Origin of the sequence: Kribbella jiaozuonensis (assembly GCF_005233875.1) — a bacterium.
Lineage (GTDB): Bacteria > Actinomycetota > Actinomycetes > Propionibacteriales > Kribbellaceae > Kribbella > Kribbella jiaozuonensis.
In genome coordinates this window covers 1,040,690-1,060,207 of record NZ_SZPZ01000004.1, presented here as the reverse complement: position 1 = coordinate 1,060,207, position 19,518 = coordinate 1,040,690, and the positions used below count along the sequence as shown (strand labels likewise).

Genomic DNA, 19,518 nt, shown 5'->3' with positions numbered 1-19,518 from the left:
GTTCATGGCAAGCCTGACAACTATCCAGCCGCCGGCCGGTCAGACACCGGTGCGGCCAAGTCGTCGCGGGCGACGAGACCGGCCCGGGATCAAGGGGCTGCGCCGAAGTCTGCGCCGGCATTGGACCCTCTACCTGTTGATGGTCGTGCCGCTGGTCTGGTTCGTGGTGTTCAAGTACATCCCGATGTCGAACGCGGTGCTCGCGTTCAAGAGCTACAACGTGATCAAGGGCATCTGGGGAAGCCCGTGGGTGGGCTGGCAGAACTTCGACCTGTTCTTCCACAACCCGGTGTTCTGGACCCTGGTGAAGAACACCTTCGTACTGTCGCTCTACACCGTCGCGGCCAGCTTCCCGATCGCGATCATCCTCGCGCTCGCGCTGAACGAGGTCCGCAACGGCATCTTCAAGCGGAGCGTCCAGCTGGTCACGTACGCGCCGTACTTCATCTCGACCGTGGTGGTCGTGTCGATGACGATCCTGGTGCTGTCGCCGCGACTCGGCATCGTCAACGAGGGGCTCGGGTTCTTCGGCGTACCGTCGATCGACTTCCTCGGCAACCCGGACTACTTCCGGCACATCTACGTCTGGTCCGACGTCTGGCAGACCACCGGGTACTCCGCGGTCATCTACCTCGCGGCACTCGCCGGGATCGACCCGGCGCTGCACGAGGCGGCCAAGGTGGACGGCGCCGGCCGGCTGCGGCGGATCCTGCACGTGGACCTGCCGGGCATCATGCCGACCGCGGTGATCATCCTGGTCCTTGCTGTCGGCAACATCATGGCGATCGGGTTCGAGAAGGCGTTCCTGCTGCAGAACCCGCTCAATCTCAGCCAGTCCGAGATCATCGCCACCTACGTCTACAAGACCGGCCTGCTGAACGCCGACTTCAGCGGCGCGACCGCGGTCGGCCTGTTCAACTCGGTCATCAACCTGGCGCTGCTGCTGATGGTCAACACCATCGCCAAGCGGATCACCGGAAATGGACTGTGGTCATGACTACCCGAACCGAAATGCCGCCGGTAGACGCACTGCCCACCAAGCCGACCAAGCGGACCGAACGCCGGGCCGCGAAGGCGCGCCGGATCCGTGAGTCGCGCACCGACCGGATCTTCTTGTTCTGCGTCTACCTGCTGCTCGCGGTCTTCCTCGCGGTCGTGCTCGCGCCGCTGCTGTACATCGTGGCCAGCTCGTTCAGCAGCCCCGAGGCGGTGTCGTCCGGACGGGTGCTGTTCTGGCCGGTCGAGTTCTCCTTGCGGGGCTACCACGCGGTCTTCGAGAACCCGCAGATCGTCCAGGGGTACGTGAACTCGTTGTTCTACACGGTCGTCGGCACGATCGTCAGCGTCACGATGACGGTCGCGATCGCCTACCCGATGTCGCGTCGTACCCTGGTCGGCCGCAACGTCGTGATGACCGCGATCCTGTTCACGATGCTGTTCACCGGCGGCCTCATCCCGACGTACCTGGTGGTGCAGTCGGTCGGGCTGCTCGATACCCGGTGGGCGCTGATCATCCCGCAGGCGATCGGGGTCTGGCAGGTCATCATCGCCCGTACGTACTTCCGGACCGCGATCCCCGAGGAGCTGGTCGAGGCCGCCGAGCTGGACGGCTGCGGTGACCTGCGGTTCCTGTGGTCGGTGGTGATCCCGCTGGCCAAACCGATGATCGCGGTGGTCGCGTTGATGTACGCGATCATGCAGTGGAACTCGTACTTCGACGCGCTGATATACCTGAAGAACCCGGATCTGTTCCCGTTGCAGCTGGTACTGCGGAACATCCTGATCCTCAACACCACCGGTGGCGGCGCGGTCGACGCATCCGTCGTCATCCAGCGCCAGCAACTGGCCGACCTGCTCAAGTACTCGCTGATCGTCGTCGCGAGCGTTCCGGTCCTGCTGATCTATCCGTTCGTCGCCCGCTATTTCACCAAGGGAATCCTGATCGGCGCTGTGAAGGGCTGATCTCCTGCTTCACCTCGACCCTGTGAGGGACCTATGTCTGTAAAACTCAGTAGGCGGAGGCGCGCCGCGGTCGCCGGCATCAGTCTCCTGGCGCTCGCGCTTGCGGCCTGTTCAGGAGGCGGCGGCTCGGACGACACTCAGGGCAAGCCGTTGCCCACGATCACCGGGAATCCCGCGCTCACGCTGGACGTCTTCGCGCCGCAGTCGGCCGACTGGAACCTGGCCACGAACGACTTCACCAAGGTGGTGAAGGACAAGTTCAACCTGACCATCAAGTGGCAGAACACCACGTTCGACGGCGGACCGGCCAAGGAGAAGCGGCAGATCTCGCTGGCCAGCGGTGACTACCCCGACCTGTACCTGCTGATCCCGTGGGTCGACCAGTTCACCCAGACCGACCTGCTCAAGCTGTCGAACCAGGGTGTCGTCGTACCGCTGAACCAGCTGATCGACCAGTACGCGCCGAACGTCAAGAAGGCGCTGGATTCCACCCCGGAGTGGAAGGCGATGGCCACCGCGCCGGACGGGAAGATCTACGGGATACCGCAGTGGGTCGACTGCTTCCACTGCACGTACCAGGACAAGTTGTGGATGAACTCCGCCTGGCTGAAGAAGCTCGGTCTGCAGCAGCCGAAGACGACCGAGGACATGCGCAAGGTCCTCGAGGCGTTCAAGACCCAGGACCCGAACGGCAACGGTAAGGCCGACGAGATCCCGCTCAGCGCCGACGTCCGCGACGTACTCATCCCGTACTTCATGAACGCGTTCATCTACGACCCGCAGGGCACCAGCGGCAACAACAACTCGACCCTGGTGCTCAACGACGGCAAGGTCGACGTCCAGGCCAACAAGGACGGCTGGCGAGCAGGCCTCAAGTACCTGAACTCGCTGTACAAGGAAGGCCTGATCGACAAGGGCGCGTTCACCCAGAACCCTGACGCGCTGCAGCAGCAGGGCAACCACGCCGGCACCGTCGTGCTCGGATCCGCGACGGTCCTGCACCCCGGCATCTTCGTCACCACCGGCTCTCCCGACGGCCGCGACAAGCAGTACGACGCGGTGCCGCCGCTCACCGGCCCGGACGGTGCGAACTTCACCGGCTACAACTTCCCGAGCGCACCCGGCGCGACCTTCGTGCTGACCTCGAAGGCCACGCAGGAGGAGCAGATCCAGGCGATCAAGCTGCTCGACTACATCTTCACCGACGAGGGCCAGATCAACGGCCAGTTCGGCACCGAGGGCAAGACCTGGACCAAGCCGGGCAGTGGCGACGTCGCGCTGGACAAGTCGCTGAAGCCGGTGTTCAAGCAGATCCCGCAGAAGGTCGGGTCGAAGCCGCCGAACTCCGGCTGGGGCGCGCTGGCACAGTACAACAACACCGCCCACTTCCGGAACTCCGAGGCGATCGGCACCGACATCTACTCGCAGGCCGGGTACGAGCGCCGGCTGTTCGACGCGACCAAGCTGTACGCGGGCCACGAGGACAAGGCCAAGATCTACCCGTACTGGAAGGTGTGGATCGACCCGGCCCAGGCGAACGAGGTCGCGACGCTGCAGACGAACATCGACAACTACGTGCAGCAGAACGCGCTGCAGTTCGTCACCGGCTCGAAGAACATCGACACCGACTGGGACGCCTACGTCAAGGGTCTCGACGGTCTCGGGCTGAAGCGGTACCTCGAGATCCAGCAGACCGCCTACGACAAGATGCCCAACAAGTAGTCCCCGGCAAACCGACGAGGAGCGACCAGTGCCGTTCGACGCAACTTTCGAGTCCTTGAGCACGTTCGAATGCCCGGACTGGTTCCGGGATGCGAAGCTCGGCATCTGGTCGCACTGGGGTCCTCAGTCGGTGCCGCGGTACGGCGACTGGTACGCGCGCAACATGTACCGGGAGGGCACCGCTCAGTACCTCTACCACCTGCGGACCTACGGGCACCCGTCGGAGTTCGGGTACAAGGACGTCGTACCGCTGTGGAAGGCCGAGAAGTTCGATCCGCAGGATCTGATGGACCGGTTCGTCGCGGCCGGCGCGCGGTACTTCGTCGCGCAGGCCGTGCACCACGACAACTTCTTCAACTACGAGTCGGCCATCCACCGCTGGAACTCGGTCAAGGTCGGCCCGGGCAAGGACATTCTTGCGCTATGGAAGGCGGCCGCGGACGAGCGCGGGCTGCCGTTCGGCATCACGGAGCACCTCGGCGCGGCGCTCACGTGGATGTCGGTCAACAAGGGCAGCGATCGGTTCGGGCCGTACGACGGGAACGATCCGGCCAGCCGTGATCTGTACCTCGACAACAGCCGCTACCTGCAGGACGTCGACGTACCGGATCCTTGGTACAGCGACGATCCGGCGTGGCACCGGCACTGGCTCGAGGCCGTGACCGAGATGATCGACCGGTACCAGCCCGACCTGCTGTACTCCGACGGGCCGCTGCCGTTCGGCGAGGCGACGTACGAGCCTGGGCTGCGGGCGGTGTCGCATCTGTACAACACCAGCGCGCGGCTCCATGGCACGAACCGGGCGGTCTATCAGCAGAAGGATCGCCGGCCCGAGGTGAGCGCGGTCGGGATGATGGACATCGAACGGAGCCAGACGCCTGGCATCCAGCCGCGGCCCTGGCAGACCGACACGTCGGTCGGCGACTGGTTCTACAACGTTCGCGACGTCTACAAGACGGCCGGCCACGTGATCGAGCTGCTCGTAGACATCGTGTCGAAGAACGGCAACCTCCTGCTCAACGTGCCACAACAGCCGGACGGCAGCCTCGACCTCGAATGCACCCAACTCCTCGACGACCTCGGCGCCTGGACGAAGGTCTGCGGCGAAGGCATCTACGGCACCCGACCCTTCGACGTGTTCGGCGAAGGACCATCAAGCGTGATCATCGACGGTTTCACCGAGGACCGGGTGCGCTGGACAAGCTCCGACTACCGCTTCACCCGCCGCGACAACACCATCTACGCCTTCCGACTCACCTGGCCGTCCGACCACCGCGCCATCATCCGCAGCCTTACCGCCGAATCAGTCACCGCCGTACGCCTCCTCGGCCACGGCCACGGCCCCGTCCCCTTCACCCAAGCCCAAGGCATCCTGGTCGTCGAACTCCCCGAAACACCCCCACTCGAAACCGCCAACTGCCTCGCCATCCAGGTCGGCTGATCGGATGTACGCGGGCTACCTGTACGTCCATTTCAAGCGCGAATCGATCGACGGCGAGCAGATCTACTTCGCGCTGAGCGACGGCAACGATCCGCTCCACTTCCACGACCTCAACGGCGGCAAGCCGGTGCTGTACTCCGGTTTGGGCGAAGGCGGCGTGCGCGACCCGCACATCGTCCGGTCCGCGGACCGGTTCTACCTGATCGCGACCGACCTGCGCCTGTACCTCAGTCTGGATTGGGATCGGCACCAGCGTCGGGGAAGCCGCTCGATCATGGTCTGGGAGTCGCCCGATCTGGTGAACTGGGATGACGGTCGGCTCGTCGAAGTTGCGCCGCCCGAGGCCGGCAACACCTGGGCTCCGGAGGCGATCTGGGATCCCGAGCAGGATGCGTACCTCGTGCATTGGTCCTCGACGCCCTACGACAACGCGGAGCACGAGGGCGAGAGCTACAACCGGATCATGTACGCCACCACCCGCGACTTCCGCGAGTTCTCCGAGCCACGGGTGTGGATCGACCGCGGCTGGCAGACCATCGATGCCACGGTGATCGAGCACGACGGCGTCTACTACCGCTTCCTGAAGGACGAACGCGGCCGCAGCGGCGACGTACCGCTCGGGAAGTCCGTCTTCTCTGAGACGTCCACCTCGCTGACGGCAGCCGAATGGACACCGCTCGCCGAAGGGATCGGCCTGGGTGCCATCGTTCAGGGAGAGGGGCCGCTGGTCTACAAGTCGAACACCGAGGACAAGTGGTACCTCTGGATCGACGAGTTCACGGCGGTACGCCGGTATGTCCCGTTCGAGACGACCGATCTCGCCGGCGGAGCGTGGACACCCTCCACCGACCATCGCCTGCCGGACGATCCCTGCCACGGTGTCGTGCTCCCGGTCACCGCAGAAGAGTACGAGCGACTCAGCACCGCCTGGCCGTGACGTTTGCCGGGTGTACCCGCGTCGTGGCGTGGGCACCCGGAGGCATGCGACTGACGGAGACGGCTGATATTTGGTGGAAGAACGCGGTGGTCTACTGCCTTGATGTCGAGACGTTCTTCGACACGAACGGGGACGGGTGCGGGGATCTGCGCGGGGTTGGTCAGCGGATCGATCATCTGGCCGATCTGGGGGTGACCTGCCTGTGGCTGATGCCGTTCTATCCGAGTCCGGATCGCGACGACGGGTACGACATCACCGACTTCTACGGTGTCGATCCGCGGCTGGGGACGCACGGTGATCTGGTTGAGCTGATCACGCTCGCGGGCGATCGGGGGATCCGGGTGATCGCGGACCTGGTCGTCAACCACACCTCGAACGCGCACCCGTGGTTCCAGAGCGCCCGCGCTTCGCGGCAGTCGCCGTACCGGGGTTGGTATGTCTGGCGGGACGAGCCGCCGGCGGATCAGCACGAGGGCATCGTGTTCCCGGACCAGGAGACGAGCCTGTGGCAGTACGACGACGAGGCGGGCCAGTACTACCTGCACCGCTTCTACAAGTACCAGCCGGATCTCGACATCGCGAACGCCGAGGTGCGCGAGGAGATCCAGCGGGTGATGGGTTTCTGGCTACAGCTCGGCTTGTCCGGTTTCCGGGTGGACGCCGTACCGTTCCTGCTCGACACGACCGGCGCCGAGGACGCCGGCAACCTGCCGGATCCGCACGATTACCTGCGTGATCTGCGGGCGTTCCTGGATCGTCGGCACGGGCAGGCGATGCTGCTCGGTGAGGTGAACCTGCCGTATCCCGACGTACGCCGGTTCTTCGGTGACGAGGACGGCGACGAGCTCACGATGTGCTTCGACTTCATCGGGATGCAGCGGATGTACCTCTCGCTGGCGCGCAACGATCCGGCCGAGTTGGTGAAATCGCTGCGGCAACGTCCTGCGACCACCGAGGAGAGCCAGTGGGGGACGTTCGTGCGCAACCACGACGAGCTGACCCTGGACAAGCTGTCCGACGACGAGCGTCAAGAGGTGTTCGACGCGTTCGGTCCGGAGAAGGAGATGCAGCTCTACGGGCGTGGTCTGCGTCGCCGCCTGCCGCCGATGCTGGGCAACGACCAGGCGCGGCTCAAGATGGTCTACAGCCTGCTGTTCTCCCTGCCCGGTACGCCGGTGCTGTTCTACGGCGAGGAGATCGGAATGGGCGAGAACCTCGCGATCGAAGGCCGGGGCGCCGTCCGTTCGCCGATGCAGTGGACGACCGGTCCGAACGGCGGCTTCTCCACGGCCGATCCCGAACACCTCACGGCACCGGTCACCGAGGGCGAGTTCGGTCCCGAGCACGTCAATGTGGCTGCGCAACGCCGTGACCCGGACTCGTTGCTGAATTGGATCAAGCTGCTCGTACGGCGGTACCGCGAGTGCCCGGAGCTGTCGTGGGGCGAGTGCACGATCCTCGAGCACAACGCACCGGCCGTCATGGCGCACCGCTCGGAGTACGAGGACGGCGCGATCGTCACCGCGCACAACTTCGGCGCGGAGGCCACCGAGGTGACGCTCGGTGTCGCCGGTTCGGGCGTCGGACTGCGTGCGGTCGATCTGCTCCGCGACGGCTCCACCGAACTCGCCGAGAACGGCTCGTTGACGCTGCAACTGGAACCGTATGCATCCCGCTGGCTACGCATCGTCGGCCCTGGAGACCGCTACCTGATCTGAAGCAGCCCGCTCGAGACGGTCCAGAGCAGCGGTCCAGAACGTGTCGTAGTCGGCCACCCGGCTGGCATGGATGCCGGCCTGGGTAAGGATCAGGTGGGATCCGTCCTGTGCCGGGACCACGTCCACCAGGACCGTGGTCGGGTGGTGCGGCGGGTCGTTGAAGGCAGCCTGGAAATAGTGCGGCGGCTCACAGGTGGTCACGATGCCGGTCTGCTGGGTCCGCGGACCGGTCGCGACCAGGAACCCGCCGTACTGCGTGTCGCTCAGCACCGTCGAGCCGAGCCAGCCGCTGAGAAGGTCGGGGGTTGTGATCAGGTTCCACAGGCGGTCCGCCGCACAATTCAGCGTTCTGACGTACCTGAGCTGTGGCGCCCGCGTTGCCGGTCCTGCGTGCGTTGTCTGCGCCATGCTTCACCAGTGCCCATCCGCGCCAATGGCACTCGTGGGCCTTGGGCAACTTGCCGGAACGATTGCACCTGGGTACCGGTCCGTGGTGAGGCGAGCAGGGGAGTTGATCGCGGACAGGTACCGAACTGAAGCGGTCATCGGTCGTGGCGGGATGGGCGAGGTGTATCGCGCACACGATCTCCTGCTGGGCCGCGAGGTCGCCGTGAAGGTGATGTTGCCCGTCCCGGGGACGCTTGCCGCGTCGGAGCGCTTCTTGCGTGAGGCGCGAGCGATCGCGCAGTTGTCCGATCCGCATGTGGTCGCCGCCTACGACTTCGGTGAGTACGAGGACCGCTTCTACCTGGCGATGGAGCTGGTCGACGGGCATACCGTGGGTGAGGTACTCAGGTGTTCAGGACCGTTCTGCCCTGACCGCGCCGGGTCGATCATCCGGCAGGCTGCGGCCGGTCTCGCGGCCGCTCATCGCGAGGGGATCGTGCATCGCGACATCAAGCCGGACAACCTGTTGCTCACCGGCGACGGCACGGTCAAGGTCGCGGACTTCGGCATCGTCCGGTTCCTCCATGACACGCCGACGACCCTGACCGCAGCCGGGCAACTGGTCGGCACGAGCCACTTCCTGTCGCCGGAACGCGCTCTGGGCAAGCCCGCCGAGCCTCCGTCCGACATCTATGCGCTCGGATGTGTGTTCTACCAACTCGTGACCGGGCATCCGCCGTTCCTGGGCGAGAACCCGGCGTCGGTCATGTTCCAGCACGTCCAGCGGGAGCCGGCGCCGCCGAGCGAGATCCGGCGTGACCTTCCCGGCGACGTCGATGAGCTGGTTCTCTGGATGCTGGCGAAGGATCCTTCCCACCGGCCGACCGCCGCCGAGCTCGCGGACGGCGCGGTGCCGCCGTCCCTCACAACGCCGAAACTGGTGACGCCTCCAGTACGTCGAAAGCCCGCGAAACCCGCTCTGATCGGCGCGATCGCGGCGGTCGTTCTCGCGGCCGGGGTCGGCACCGTCCTCGCCACCAGATCTCCCGAGCTCCCGCCGACCAATAACCTTGCCCCCAGCAACAACCCGACGAGTACGACTCCCTCGGTCCCAACCAAGCCGAAGTCGTCACCGGCCCCGACAGCGGTCCGCACCACGACGATCCGGCCCAACCCTCCCGCTCCGCCGCACACGGCCACACCACGAGCGCAGGTGAAACCCGTCCAACCGAACACGCACGGAAAGCCACCCAAGACCAAGCAGAACACGAAGAAACCCAAGCCCTGACTACCTGACGTCCTCTTTCAGGAGCACGTTGGCGGCTTTGTCGAGGTAGGCGATCGTCAGGGCGTGGGTGTCGAAGATCCACTTCTCGATGCCGCTGTCGGCGAGCGCCTTCGACATCTTCTCGTAGTTGGTTTCCTTGAGGGCTTCGGTCAGCAGCCTCCGATCGCTCACCTCGGCGATCGTGAATGTCTGGTGAGCCGGAGGAGTCGAGACGACGTAACCATCCGCGCCAAGGTGCTCGGTGTGGCCGTCCGTGACGAACGAGACGGACTCAACGACTCCGATGGCCTTCAACGCATTCAGGTAGGCAGGCAGCGTCGTCGCCTTGCCGAGCGTGTCATGGATTTCGTTGATCTGATCGATCGTGAACATGGCTCACCTCTCATCGTCGATCGGTGGTGGTGAAGCCGGCCAGGAGGGTGTTTACTCCAAGCCGGAAGCGGCGGTTGGTGGACTGTTTGGAGGTGCCGAGGCGGTGGGCGTTCTCGGCGGCGGCCAGGCCTTCGACGAAGGTGAACAAGATGAGGGCGATGTCCGTGGGATCGCCTTCCAGCGCACCCGCGGTGACGGCGTCGCGGACGTGTTGCACGAAGATCTTGCGTACTTTCGCGCCGGCCCGTGCCTCGTCCTTCGTCGGGTCGAAGTCGGCGAAGGGGCGGGAGAACATCACCTCGGCGAGCATCGGACGCGTGAGGATGAACTGGCGGAAGGCTTCGGCGAGCCGTCGGAGCGCCTCCAGCGGGTCGGCCTGCCGGGGAAGGGCGCCCAACTCGTCCGCCAGCTGCCGGAAGCCCTCGAAGAAGATCTCTCGGACGATCCCGGCCTTGTCGCCGAAGACCTCGTAGATCGCGGGCACCGACGCATTCGCCCGGAGCGCGACGTTCCTGGTGGTCAGACCGGCGGTGCCCGCTTCGTCGAGTACGGCGAGAGCGCTCGCCAGACCGCGCTCGTGCAGCGCTTCGGTCCGTTGTTTCACCCGGGGCACGCGCCGACCGTAGCACGCCGTACGACGTTCTGGAACGCCTATTCGTAACGCTGATACAGAACGATGTATAAAGGACTGGTGACCGAGTCTGTGATCCAGTTGCTGCGCGATCGCCGGAAGCAGGGGAGTGCACCGGGGCATCGCCAGGATGGCGCGCGCCTGGTGCTGCTGATCGAGGGCGGAAGCTCACGCGGTGCGTACTCCAGCGGCATGACCGTCGCGATCGAGCAGCTCGGGCTGTTGCCGTTCTTCGACGCCGTCTACGGCAGCTCCGCCGGTGCGCTGAACGCGGCCTGGCTGCTCTGCGGTCGCGCCGACAGCACCAAGCACGCCTGGTGGGACCGGACGATCATGGGCACGACCATCAACCCGAGACGCATCCTGCGCCGCCAGCCGGTGGTCGACACCAGCTATCTCGTGCAGAAGGTCTACACCGAGATCATGCCGATGGGATTCCAGGAGGTCCTCGACAACCCCGTCGGCATCCATCCGATCGCGACCGATGCCATCACCGGGCAGCCGATCGACCTGCATCCGCACATCCACGATCAGGCGAGTCTGCAGACAGCATTGCGTGCGTCGGCCGCGATGCCGCTGCTCGCCGGACCGCCGGTGGTGATCGACGGAACGCCGTACGTCGATGCCGGGGTCAGCGAGGGCACACCCGTGCGTACTGCGCTCGCCCAGGGTGCCACGCATATCGTTGCCTTCCGCACCCGTCGGCTCGACGAGACGCAGTCGCCGCCGTCGCGCGCGGAGCGGGTGGTGATGACGCGCTGGTTCACCCGCCACGCGCCGGGCGCGCTCGAGCCTTGGCTGCATCGCGTCGAGATCCGGGCGGAGGAGGAGCGGTTGCTGACGTCGCACCCGGCGACGATTCAGGTGCGTCCGCCGGTCGGGAGCGTGAGCATCGGACGCACCGAGCGCCGGCCGGATCCGCTCAAGGCCGCCGTCGAGACCGGGCGGCGTACGGCGCTCGATGCCTTGTCGGGATCACTTGAGGTGTCGGTGTGAAGACCGCCGGTGGGGTGACCTATGAGGAAAGCGGCACGGGACCCGTGGTCGTGTTCGTCCATGGCCTGTTGGCGAACGCGAGCCTCTGGCGGAAGGTCCTGCCCGAGGTCGCCGCGGCCGGCTTCCGCTGCATCGCGCCGAACTGGCCGCTCGGTGCGCACCAGTTGCCGATGGCACCTGATTCCGACCTGACGCCGTCCGGCGTCGCGAAGCTGATCGCGAGTTTCCTGGACGAGCTCGACCTCACCGACGTGACCGTCGTCGCCAACGACACCGGCGGCGCGCTCACCCAGATCCTCATGGCCAACCATCCCGAGCGGATCGGCCGCGTGGTGTTGACGCCGTGCGACGCGTTCGAGGAGTTCTTCCCGGCGCCGTTCGACCAACTGCCGAGGCTGGCCCGCCTGCCAGGGTCGATCTGGCTTGCAAGTCGGTTGCTGCAGTACGGAGTCGTGCGAAGGCTGCCCAACACCTTCGGCCGGCTGGCCAAACGAGGTATCCCGGACGCGATCCTCGACTCCTACCTACAGCCGATCCGTGACAGCGCCGCGATCCGCCGCGACGCCAAGCGGTTCATCGCCGGCGTCCACAGCAACTACACACTCGCGGCGGCCGAGGCCCTGACCAGCTTCGACAAGCCGGTCCTCCTCGTCCAGGCCGCCGACGACCGCATCTTCGCGCCCCAACTGTTCGAACGCCTGGCGAAAACGTTGCCCGACGCAACGCTGGTCACGGTCGCCGATTCCTACTCGTTCATCCCGGAGGATCAGCCCGAGGAGCTGACCCGGCTGATCGTCGATTTCACCAGGTCCCGCGGTGGTCCGGGACCAGGAAGGTGATCGGGATCATCAGCAGCAGGATCGCCGCGAAGACGACGAAGCTGTGGGCCTGAGAGGCACCGGCGTTGCTGGCGTGGTTGAGGATCGTGGTGGTGATCGAGACCGCGACGATTCCGCCGGACTGACGGAACATGCCGCGGAGGCCCGCGATCGCGGAGATCTGGTCCGGCGCGAGTTGCAGGCTGGCGTTGTTCGACGCGGGGATCGACAGCCCCATCCCGATACCGGTGATACCCGCGGCCATGGCCAGCCAGGCGTACGGCGTGAGGCCGTGCGGGGCGAGTGACATCAGCGTCATCCCACCCGCGACCAGTACGAAGCCGCCGATCATCGGCGCCCGATATCCGGTACGACGCAGCGCGAACACCGCGAGTCCCGCGACGCAGATCATCCCGACCGCTCGTGCCGTGAGCAGCGTTCCGGCCTGGAGCGGCTGGATGCCGTACCGCGATTCGGCGTACAGGGGGACGAGTGCGCCGAAGCCGAGCATGGCTGCGCCGAAGAGGAAGTTGATGGTGTTCATCGCCCCGAAGCCTCGGCCACGCAGCAGGCTGACGGGGATGAACGGCGCCGCGTGCCGGTTCGCGTGCCGGACGAACAGGAAGCCGAGCGCCAGCGCGATCACCATCGACACGATGAAGAGCGGATCGGTGGGCTCCGCGCCCGCGCTGCCGAGCGAGCTGATCCCGTACATGCCGAAGAGCATCGTCACGGCGAGCAGGAAGGCGCCGGTCCCGTCGATCCGGGAGGCGGCCTTCGGCGGGCTGCTCGGGATGAACTTGAGGCCCAGCACGATCAGCAGCAGGCCGATCGGGATGTTCACGACGAAGATCTCGCGCCAGGACCAGTACGTGACGATGATGCCGCCGATGATCGGGCCGATGATGCCGCCGATCGGGAAGATCGAGGTGAACATCCCGATCGCGCGGTCGCGGTCGCGGCCGAACTGTTCGGCGACGATGCCGGTCGCGGTCGGCATGAACGCGCCGCCGCCGATCGCCTGGAACGCGCGGAACACGACCAGCAGGTAGATGTTGTCGGCGAGACTGCAGCACAGCGACGCGACCGTGAACAGCGCCGCCGCGCCGAGGAAGATCTTCTTCCGCCCGAACTGGTCGCCGAGGCGGCCGGCCAGCGGCATCACGATGATCTGGCCGAGCGCGTAGACGGTGATCGTCCAACCGCTCCAGGTCAGCTCGGCATTCAGGTCGCTGCGGATTGCATTCAGCGCCGTCGCCACTATGGTCTGATCGATCGATGCCATCAGCAGCGCGATCGCGACGATGCCGAAGACCAGCCGCCGGTGAGCCAGTGGCTCGTCCGGTGCCGGCTCGGTGATCACTGAGGGTGAAATCGACGGTTCCATCGATGAACAGACTACATTGCTTGCTGGCAGGCAATAAAGGGGTGACATGACCGACACCGAGACGTTGAGCAAGCTTCGTGGCGTGATCTCCAAGCTCGCGCGGGAGCTCAACGCCACGGCGACCGATGAGGGCCTGACGCCGACCCAGGCGTCCGTGCTCGGCCTGATCACGTTCCGCGGCCCGCTCGGGCTGACCGAACTGGCTCAGCTCGAGGGGCTCAATCCGACCATGTTGTCCCGGGTGGTGGGCCGGCTGACCGAGCTCGGGCTGATCCAGCGCGACCCGAACCCGGACGACCTGCGGGCGGTCCGGGTCGAGGCGACCGACGCCGGCCGCCAGCTGCACGAGCGCGTCAAGCTGCTCCGCACCGAGGCGCTCGGCGCGTGCCTGGACCAGCTCCCGGAAGCATCCGCGCAGACGATCATCGACGCGCTCCCGGCCCTCGACGAGCTGGCCCAGACTCTCCGCACGAACCGCTGACGGCTCAGCGCACGTCGAGTTGCTTGAGCTGATCCTCGGTCAGGGTCATCGCGGTCGCGTCCAGAGCTGCTTCCAGCTGGTGGAGCTTGCTGCCGCCGAGCATCGGGCGGATGCCTTGGGCAACCAACCAGGCGAGGACGACCTGGCCGCGGGTCGCGCCGGTCTGCTGGGCGACGTGGTCGAGGGCGGCGAGGCGACGGGTGCTGCCGAGATGGTCGTACGCCTCGGGGATCTGCTTGTCCGGGTTGTCGTACGCGCCGGCCAGGAGCGGGGTGTAGGCCCAGATCTCCATCCGGTGTTCCCGCGCGTGGTCGAGCTGCTCGTTGCTGAGTTGCCCGAACGGGTGTGCGGTGTCCTCCGGCAGGGTGCCGGGGCGGACCTGGAGGTAGGTGGCGCTCAGCTGCAGCGCGTCGATCGGCGCGAAGCCCTTGGACTTGGCGTGGGCGCGGGCGCGCTCGATGCGCCAGGCCGGGTGGTTGGACGCGCCGATTCGTCGTACCTGGCCGGTTTCATTGAGTTCGGCAACGGCGTCGACGGTTTCCTCGATCGGCGTACTGCGGTCCTCCTGGTGGAGCCACAGCAGGTCGACCTGGTCGATGCCGAGCCGCTCGAGGCTGCCGGCGAACGCGTCGTGGATCGCTCGCCGGCTCAGGCCGGCGCGCTGATCCGGCCACGAACCCGCCCACAGCGGTTCCGCGCCGACCTTGGTGGCGATGCGGATCCGGTCGCGTACGCCGGGGCGCGCGGCCAGCCACCGGCCGAGGACGCGTTCGCTGGCGCCGCCGCGGCCGTCTTCAGTTGCCCAGAACGCATAACAGTCGGCGGTGTCGATCCAGACACCACCGCGCTCGACGAAGCGGTCCAGCAGCGCGAACGACGTGTCCTCGTCGATCGCCGTACCGAACATCATCGCGCCGAGCACCAACGGGGAGGTAGGAGAAGTCATACCGAAGACAATCCAACCTGGAGCGCACACCAGGTCAAGCCGGCTTACGAACCGAGCTGCTCCCGGTACCAGGCGGCTTTTTCTTCCAGGCGGGTGCGCTGGGACTGGAGTTCGGCGATTCGGGACTCGACTACCTTGGTGTGTTCTTCGATCAGGTCTAGGCGTTCGGGCATGGTTTCGTCTGAGCGGGCGAGTTCGCCGTAGCGGCGGAGTCGTTCGATCGGCATGCCGGTGTCGCGTAGGCAGCGTAGGAAGTCGAGCATCGCGAGATCGTCGTCGGAGTACTGCCGCCGGCCGCCCGAGTTGCGTGCCACCGGCGGGAGGATGCCCTCGCGCTCGTAGTAGCGCAACGTGTCGATGCTGAACCCCGACCGCTCAGCCGCCTCCGCCGGACCGTACGTAGTCATGCACCGAGCCTAGACGCGCAGGTGGTCAGGATCGAGGGAGACTGCGGGTATCGATGAGCTGGCGGGCGACGTCGTGGAGCTTGGTGTTGGTCTGCTGCGAGTAGCGCCTGAGGACCTGGAAGGCGCGGTCGTCGTCCAGCCCGTACCGCTCCATCAGGATCCCCATCGCCTGGCCGACGAGCTTCCGGGCGTCGACCGCGAGGTTGAGGTTCTCCTCGCGGCGGGCGGTCGCGACGGCGACCGACGCGTGCCGGGCCAGGATGTGGGCGACCGCCTCCGCGTCCGGTCCGAAGGCGTCGGGCTCGACGCTGTAGAGACCCAGCACGCCGACCGTGCCCGCGGCCGTCCGCAGCGGTACGTCGAGAACGCTCCGGACTCCCAGCTTGAGGACCTTCTTGGCCCAATCCGGCCAGCGCACCTCCGACGTGGTGTCCGGCACCACGACAGTTCTCTGGCTGCGCATGCACTCGACCAGCGGACCGATCTCGCCGTCCATCTGGAAGCGGTAGATCTCGGCCACGGTGGGATCGGTCGCGGCCGGCACCTCGGGGTTTCCACCCTTGGCGTAAAGCGCGACTCCGGCGTACTGACAGTCGACGGCCTGCAGCGCGAACTCCACTACGGCCTGAACCGTCTCATCCACACCGCCCGCGTCATGCATCTCCAGAGCCAGTCGGGCGAACGTCGCGGCGACTTGGTCGGGGTCCCGCAGCGCGGACTGAGGTTCGAACTCATCCACCTCTCCATGATGCACCTCAGCCTCAACCGGAACGAGGCGACGCGGGCGGTTTGTTGCGCCGTGAGTCGACCGCGCCGGAATGGGCACAGGTAGATCTCAGCCCGGGATCGCTCTCGGATGGAGGTCGGGGATGTACGAAGAGGCCTGGCGGACGGCCGACACGTTGCACGAGGCGCCGCCCCCGACCCGGTTGCCGGTGTTGCCGGGTGTTGACCTGTCCGCGCGCTACCTCCTCGCGGAGACCGGGGCAGGCGCGGGTGGCGACTGGTTCGACACCGTGGTCCTCGACGACGACCGGGTCGCGCTGATGGTCGGGGACGTCGTCGGCCACGGAGCCCGGGCATCCTGGGTGACGGATCGGCTGCGGGCAGCGTTGGCGATGGCATTGCAGGACGGCGCGGATCCGGCCACCGCGATCGGCCGACTGGAGAAGTTCTCGAGGCGGGTGCCAGGCGCGGAGGCTGCCACGGCGTGCGCCGCCGTGCTGGATCCCGCTACCGGGGATCTGACCTACTGCACCGCCGGTCACCCGCCGCCGGTGATCGGATCGGCGGCAGGCAAGGCTCGGTACGTCGAACCTTCCGGCGGCACCCCGCTCGGCGCGCCCGGCGGGTACGAGGTCTGCACCGAGCACCTCGACGTCGACGACGTACTCCTGCTGTACACCGACGGGATCATCGAGCGCCCTCAGTGCACCGCGGATCAGGCGACTGCCGACCTGCTGCGAGCTGCCGCGGCGGGAAGTGGCGCATCACGCCAGCCCGCCGAGCGGGTCACCGAGCACGTTCTGCAACTGCTGAACGGCCACTCTGACGACATCACGGTGCTCGCCGCGCACCGCCGTACTCCGGTGCCTGCGTTCACGCGGACCGGGCCTGCTGTCAAGGCGACTGTGGGACGGTACCGCGACGAGTTCGCGGCCTGGCTGCGCGCGCTGAATCCCGAGCTGGTGTTGGTGATCGGGGTCCACAACGCGGTCCTCGAATTGATGTCGAACGTCGTCGAGCACGCCTATTACGACAGCGCACCAGGTCCGATGACGCTGGCCGCGGAACTGGCGCCGAGCGGGGAGCTGGAGATCTCGGTCCGGGACGAGGGCCGGTGGAAGAACAGCGAACCGGCGTCCGGACGTGGACGTGGCCTGGCGTTGGCCGGCTCGACGGTTGACGCGCTGTCGGTCGATCGCACCGATGCCGGTACGACGGTGACGGCGCGAACCGCGCTGACGAAGGCGCCGAGCCAGGTCGTGGGGGAGGTGATGCCCTCGACGGAGCCGGCCGAATTCTCGGCGGAGGTCGCGAACGGGACGTTGCTGGTCGGCGGGCCGATCGACATCACCACCGCCCGCGGGTTCGACCGCATCCTGCGCGAGGTGGCGCGCCATGCCACCATCCCGCTGGCCGTCGATCTGTCCCGCGTCACCCAGCTGGCCAGCGCCGGCATCCAGGTCCTCGCCGCCGCCCTCCGCCGCAGCGGCCGCAACCTCGAACTGGTTGCCTTACGCGGTACTCCGGCCGAGCACGTGCTCGCGCTGACCAGGCTCCCGCACCGCACAGCCTGACTGATCGCGCGTGGGGCTGGGTACAGGTGCCTCGTCGTACGACTATCGGACCTCGGATGGTGACGTGTGCTGCGGTGGATTGCAGTCGGCGTGCTGGCGGCGGTGGTTCTGGCCGGGTGCGGTGATCCCGATCAGAAGCTCCGCGACAACGCCGCACAGACAGCGCGTACCGCCGCCTCGGAGGTGAATACAACCCGCCTGGTCGTCGAGCAACTGCAGGCGCATCGGCTCTGGGCGCAGCCGGCCCGTCGGATGGTCGATGACGCCGAGAAGAGCCTCGGGAAGACGGCCGACTCGTTCTCGACGCAGCAGCCGTCGACCGAGCAGTCGGCCAGGTTGTACGAACAGGTCAACTCGACGCTGGACGATGCGGTGTCCGCGGTGACGGCGGTCCGGATCGCGCTCGGGAACAACGACCTGGCCGCGGCCGAACGGCAACTTCCGGCGCTTCGACTCTCCAGCAAGGACCTCGAGCGGGTCGGGGAGCTGGCGAAATGAAGAAGCTCCTCGGGGTCACGCTCGGGATCCTGACCGCGATCGGCGGGTTCGTCGATATCGGCGACCTGGTCACCAACGCCCTGGTGGGTGCGCGGTTCGGCATGCACCTGGCCTGGATCGTCATCGTCGGCGTGATCGGGATCATCGTGTACGCCGAGATGTCCGGCCGGGTCGTGGCGATGTCCGGGCGACCGGTGTTCGACCTCATCCGCGAGCGGCTCGGACCGCGGACGGGACTGCTCGCACTGGTGGCCTCGTTCCTGGTGACGCTGCTGACGTTGATCGCGGAGATCGGCGGTGTCGCGCTCGCGTTCGAGCTGGCGAGTGGGGTCAGCTACCTGCTGTGGATGCCGCTGGCGGCGTTCGCGGTGTGGCTGGTGATCTGGCGGGTCAAGTTCTCCCGGCTGGAGCAGGTCTTCGGCTTGCTCGGACTGCTGCTGATCGTATTCGCGATCGCGCTGTTCAAGCTCGGTCCGGACTGGGGCCAGTTGTTGCACCAGGCAACCCGGCTGCATCCAATCGGTCACGAGGGCTGGGCGACGTACGCGTACTACGGGATCGCGTTGTTCGGCGCCGCGATGACGCCGTACGAGGTGTTCTTCTTCTCCTCCGGAGGGGTTGAGGAGAAGTGGACGCGCCGCGACCTGGGGACCGAGCGGACCAATGTGTTCATCGGGTTCCCGCTCGGTGGGCTGTTGTCGCTGTCGATCATGGGGTGTGCCGCGGTGCTCTTCCTGCCGGCCGGTATCCAGGTCGGCACGCTGGGGCAGGTGGCGCTGCCGGTGGTCGTTGCCTTTGGCAAGATCGGGTTGGCGGTCGTGCTGCTCGGCATGTTCGCGGCGACGTTCGGCGCGGCGCTCGAGACCGCGTTGTCGTGCGGGTACACGATCGCGCAGTACCGCGGTTGGCAGTGGGGCAAGCTCGTCCGGCCGCGGGAGGCGTCGCGGTTCCACGTGGTGATCATCGTGTGCCTGGTGCTGGCGGTGCTGACCCTGCTGACCGCGGTCGATCCGGTGAAGGTGACGGAGTACTCCGTGGTGTTCGCCGCGATGGCGTTGCCGCTGACGTACCTGCCGATCCTGATCGTCGCGAACGACCCCGATTACGTCGGCCGGGAGACGAACGGCCGGGTTCGCAACGCCTTCGGGCTGTTCTACCTGGCGTTGCTGACGATCGCGTCGGTCGCCGCGATACCACTGATGATCATCACGAAGGCAGGAGCGTGAC

At 66.6% G+C, this 19,518-nt stretch carries 20 protein-coding genes; 13 read left to right on the top strand and 7 right to left on the bottom strand.

Translation table 11 applies throughout. The annotated features are described in order from the left end of the window. Positions 1 to 4: 4 nt before the first annotated feature. Genes FDA38_RS31060 through FDA38_RS31035 form a run of 6 tightly spaced genes read left to right on the top strand, consistent with a single transcriptional unit; the run spans position 5 to position 7,780 of the window. A complete protein-coding gene (locus FDA38_RS31060; protein ID WP_137257646.1) occupies positions 5 to 997 on the top strand; it encodes an ABC transporter permease in 993 nt (330 codons plus the stop codon). After that, positions 994 to 1,962, top strand: a complete 969-nt coding sequence (locus tag FDA38_RS31055) for a carbohydrate ABC transporter permease (protein ID WP_233715020.1) — start codon at positions 994 to 996, stop codon at positions 1,960 to 1,962. The genes FDA38_RS31060 and FDA38_RS31055 overlap by 4 nt, the downstream gene beginning before the upstream one ends. A gap of 33 nt (positions 1,963 to 1,995) precedes the next feature. Further along, positions 1,996 to 3,684 carry a type 2 periplasmic-binding domain-containing protein gene (locus FDA38_RS31050; RefSeq protein ID WP_137257645.1) on the top strand — a complete coding sequence of 563 codons (1,689 nt, stop codon included), beginning with the start codon at positions 1,996 to 1,998 and terminating at the stop codon, positions 3,682 to 3,684. Between the two features lie 28 nt (positions 3,685 to 3,712). Further along, positions 3,713 to 5,125 (top strand): alpha-L-fucosidase, encoded by a 1,413-nt coding sequence (locus FDA38_RS31045; RefSeq protein ID WP_137257644.1) that lies wholly within the window; start codon positions 3,713 to 3,715, stop codon positions 5,123 to 5,125. A gap of 4 nt (positions 5,126 to 5,129) precedes the next feature. After that, positions 5,130 to 6,062: a glycoside hydrolase family 43 protein gene (locus tag FDA38_RS31040; RefSeq protein WP_137257643.1), complete on the top strand. Its 933-nt coding sequence runs from the start codon at positions 5,130 to 5,132 to the stop codon at positions 6,060 to 6,062. A 44-nt stretch (positions 6,063 to 6,106) separates the two neighbouring features. Beyond that, positions 6,107 to 7,780: an alpha-amylase family protein gene (locus tag FDA38_RS31035; RefSeq protein WP_137257642.1), complete on the top strand. Its 1,674-nt coding sequence runs from the start codon at positions 6,107 to 6,109 to the stop codon at positions 7,778 to 7,780. Here FDA38_RS31035 and FDA38_RS31030 read toward each other — a convergent pair. Further along, a complete protein-coding gene (locus FDA38_RS31030; protein WP_137257641.1) occupies positions 7,742 to 8,188 on the bottom strand; it encodes an SRPBCC domain-containing protein in 447 nt (148 codons plus the stop codon). The two genes, FDA38_RS31035 and FDA38_RS31030, sit on opposite strands and share 39 nt — an antisense overlap. 85 nt (positions 8,189 to 8,273) lie before the next feature. On the opposite strand from FDA38_RS31030, the gene FDA38_RS31025 reads away from it, so the two are divergent. Next, positions 8,274 to 9,455, top strand: coding sequence for a protein kinase domain-containing protein (locus tag FDA38_RS31025; protein ID WP_233715019.1), 1,182 nt, complete (start codon positions 8,274 to 8,276; stop codon positions 9,453 to 9,455). Here the strand turns inward: FDA38_RS31025 and FDA38_RS31020 are convergent, their stop codons facing one another. Both FDA38_RS31020 and FDA38_RS31015 read right to left on the bottom strand, forming a co-directional pair. After that, positions 9,456 to 9,827, bottom strand: a complete 372-nt coding sequence (locus tag FDA38_RS31020; RefSeq protein ID WP_137257640.1) for a DUF1398 family protein — start codon at positions 9,825 to 9,827, stop codon at positions 9,456 to 9,458. A 10-nt stretch (positions 9,828 to 9,837) separates the two neighbouring features. Next, positions 9,838 to 10,440 (bottom strand): TetR/AcrR family transcriptional regulator, encoded by a 603-nt coding sequence (locus FDA38_RS31015; protein ID WP_137257639.1) that lies wholly within the window; start codon positions 10,438 to 10,440, stop codon positions 9,838 to 9,840. A 78-nt stretch (positions 10,441 to 10,518) separates the two neighbouring features. Here FDA38_RS31015 and FDA38_RS31010 point away from each other — a divergent pair, with 78 nt between their 5' ends. Then, a complete protein-coding gene (locus FDA38_RS31010; RefSeq protein ID WP_137257638.1) occupies positions 10,519 to 11,454 on the top strand; it encodes a patatin-like phospholipase family protein in 936 nt (311 codons plus the stop codon). After that, entirely contained in the window at positions 11,451 to 12,293 is an 843-nt protein-coding gene (locus tag FDA38_RS31005) for an alpha/beta fold hydrolase (RefSeq protein ID WP_137257637.1), read from the top strand. The genes FDA38_RS31010 and FDA38_RS31005 overlap by 4 nt, the downstream gene beginning before the upstream one ends. On the opposite strand, the gene FDA38_RS31000 is transcribed toward FDA38_RS31005, so the two are convergent. Next, a complete protein-coding gene (locus FDA38_RS31000; protein WP_137257636.1) occupies positions 12,256 to 13,659 on the bottom strand; it encodes an MFS transporter in 1,404 nt (467 codons plus the stop codon). The two genes, FDA38_RS31005 and FDA38_RS31000, sit on opposite strands and share 38 nt — an antisense overlap. Before the next feature lie 46 nt (positions 13,660 to 13,705). On the opposite strand from FDA38_RS31000, the gene FDA38_RS30995 reads away from it, so the two are divergent. Next, entirely contained in the window at positions 13,706 to 14,140 is a 435-nt protein-coding gene (locus tag FDA38_RS30995) for a MarR family winged helix-turn-helix transcriptional regulator (protein WP_137257635.1), read from the top strand. A gap of 4 nt (positions 14,141 to 14,144) precedes the next feature. Here FDA38_RS30995 and FDA38_RS30990 read toward each other — a convergent pair whose 3' ends face one another. The 3 genes from FDA38_RS30990 to FDA38_RS30980 are packed head-to-tail and all read right to left on the bottom strand — an operon-like array spanning position 14,145 to position 16,232. Beyond that, entirely contained in the window at positions 14,145 to 15,086 is a 942-nt protein-coding gene (locus tag FDA38_RS30990) for an aldo/keto reductase (RefSeq protein WP_137257634.1), read from the bottom strand. Positions 15,087 to 15,130: 44 nt separating this feature from the next. Then, positions 15,131 to 15,493: a MerR family transcriptional regulator gene (locus FDA38_RS30985; protein WP_137257633.1), complete on the bottom strand. Its 363-nt coding sequence runs from the start codon at positions 15,491 to 15,493 to the stop codon at positions 15,131 to 15,133. A gap of 25 nt (positions 15,494 to 15,518) precedes the next feature. Beyond that, entirely contained in the window at positions 15,519 to 16,232 is a 714-nt protein-coding gene (locus FDA38_RS30980) for a GAF and ANTAR domain-containing protein (RefSeq protein ID WP_380091065.1), read from the bottom strand. A gap of 130 nt (positions 16,233 to 16,362) precedes the next feature. Between FDA38_RS30980 and FDA38_RS30975 the strand changes: the two genes are divergently transcribed. The 3 genes from FDA38_RS30975 (at position 16,363) to FDA38_RS30965 (ending at position 19,517) form a co-directional block, all read left to right on the top strand. Continuing rightward, positions 16,363 to 17,793, top strand: a complete 1,431-nt coding sequence (locus FDA38_RS30975) for a SpoIIE family protein phosphatase (RefSeq protein WP_170989930.1) — start codon at positions 16,363 to 16,365, stop codon at positions 17,791 to 17,793. A 66-nt stretch (positions 17,794 to 17,859) separates the two neighbouring features. Then, complete coding sequence (locus FDA38_RS30970) at positions 17,860 to 18,291, top strand: hypothetical protein (RefSeq protein WP_137257631.1); 432 nt, start codon at positions 17,860 to 17,862, stop codon at positions 18,289 to 18,291. Continuing rightward, positions 18,288 to 19,517 carry an NRAMP family divalent metal transporter gene (locus FDA38_RS30965; protein WP_137257630.1) on the top strand — a complete coding sequence of 410 codons (1,230 nt, stop codon included), beginning with the start codon at positions 18,288 to 18,290 and terminating at the stop codon, positions 19,515 to 19,517. Before FDA38_RS30970 ends, FDA38_RS30965 begins: the two co-directional genes overlap by 4 nt. Position 19,518: the final 1 nt, after the last annotated feature.

Bases quoted from the DNA above. Each gene is read 5' to 3' on its own strand.
- FDA38_RS31055 (WP_233715020.1), top strand. From the start codon at position 994: ATGACTACCCGAACCGAAATGCCGCCGGTAGACGCACTGCCCACCAAG.
- FDA38_RS30995 (WP_137257635.1), top strand. From the start codon at position 13,706: ATGACCGACACCGAGACGTTGAGCAAGCTTCGTGGCGTGATCTCCAAG.
- FDA38_RS31040 (WP_137257643.1), top strand. From the start codon at position 5,130: ATGTACGCGGGCTACCTGTACGTCCATTTCAAGCGCGAATCGATCGAC.
- FDA38_RS31000 (WP_137257636.1), bottom strand. From the start codon at position 13,659: ATGGAACCGTCGATTTCACCCTCAGTGATCACCGAGCCGGCACCGGAC.
- FDA38_RS30990 (WP_137257634.1), bottom strand. From the start codon at position 15,086: ATGACTTCTCCTACCTCCCCGTTGGTGCTCGGCGCGATGATGTTCGGT.
- FDA38_RS31030 (WP_137257641.1), bottom strand. From the start codon at position 8,188: ATGGCGCAGACAACGCACGCAGGACCGGCAACGCGGGCGCCACAGCTC.
- FDA38_RS31020 (WP_137257640.1), bottom strand. From the start codon at position 9,827: ATGTTCACGATCGATCAGATCAACGAAATCCATGACACGCTCGGCAAG.
- FDA38_RS31050 (WP_137257645.1), top strand. From the start codon at position 1,996: ATGTCTGTAAAACTCAGTAGGCGGAGGCGCGCCGCGGTCGCCGGCATC.
- FDA38_RS31060 (WP_137257646.1), top strand. From the start codon at position 5: ATGGCAAGCCTGACAACTATCCAGCCGCCGGCCGGTCAGACACCGGTG.
- FDA38_RS30975 (WP_170989930.1), top strand. From the start codon at position 16,363: ATGTACGAAGAGGCCTGGCGGACGGCCGACACGTTGCACGAGGCGCCG.
- FDA38_RS30965 (WP_137257630.1), top strand. From the start codon at position 18,288: ATGAAGAAGCTCCTCGGGGTCACGCTCGGGATCCTGACCGCGATCGGC.
- FDA38_RS31035 (WP_137257642.1), top strand. From the start codon at position 6,107: ATGCGACTGACGGAGACGGCTGATATTTGGTGGAAGAACGCGGTGGTC.
- FDA38_RS30985 (WP_137257633.1), bottom strand. From the start codon at position 15,493: ATGACTACGTACGGTCCGGCGGAGGCGGCTGAGCGGTCGGGGTTCAGC.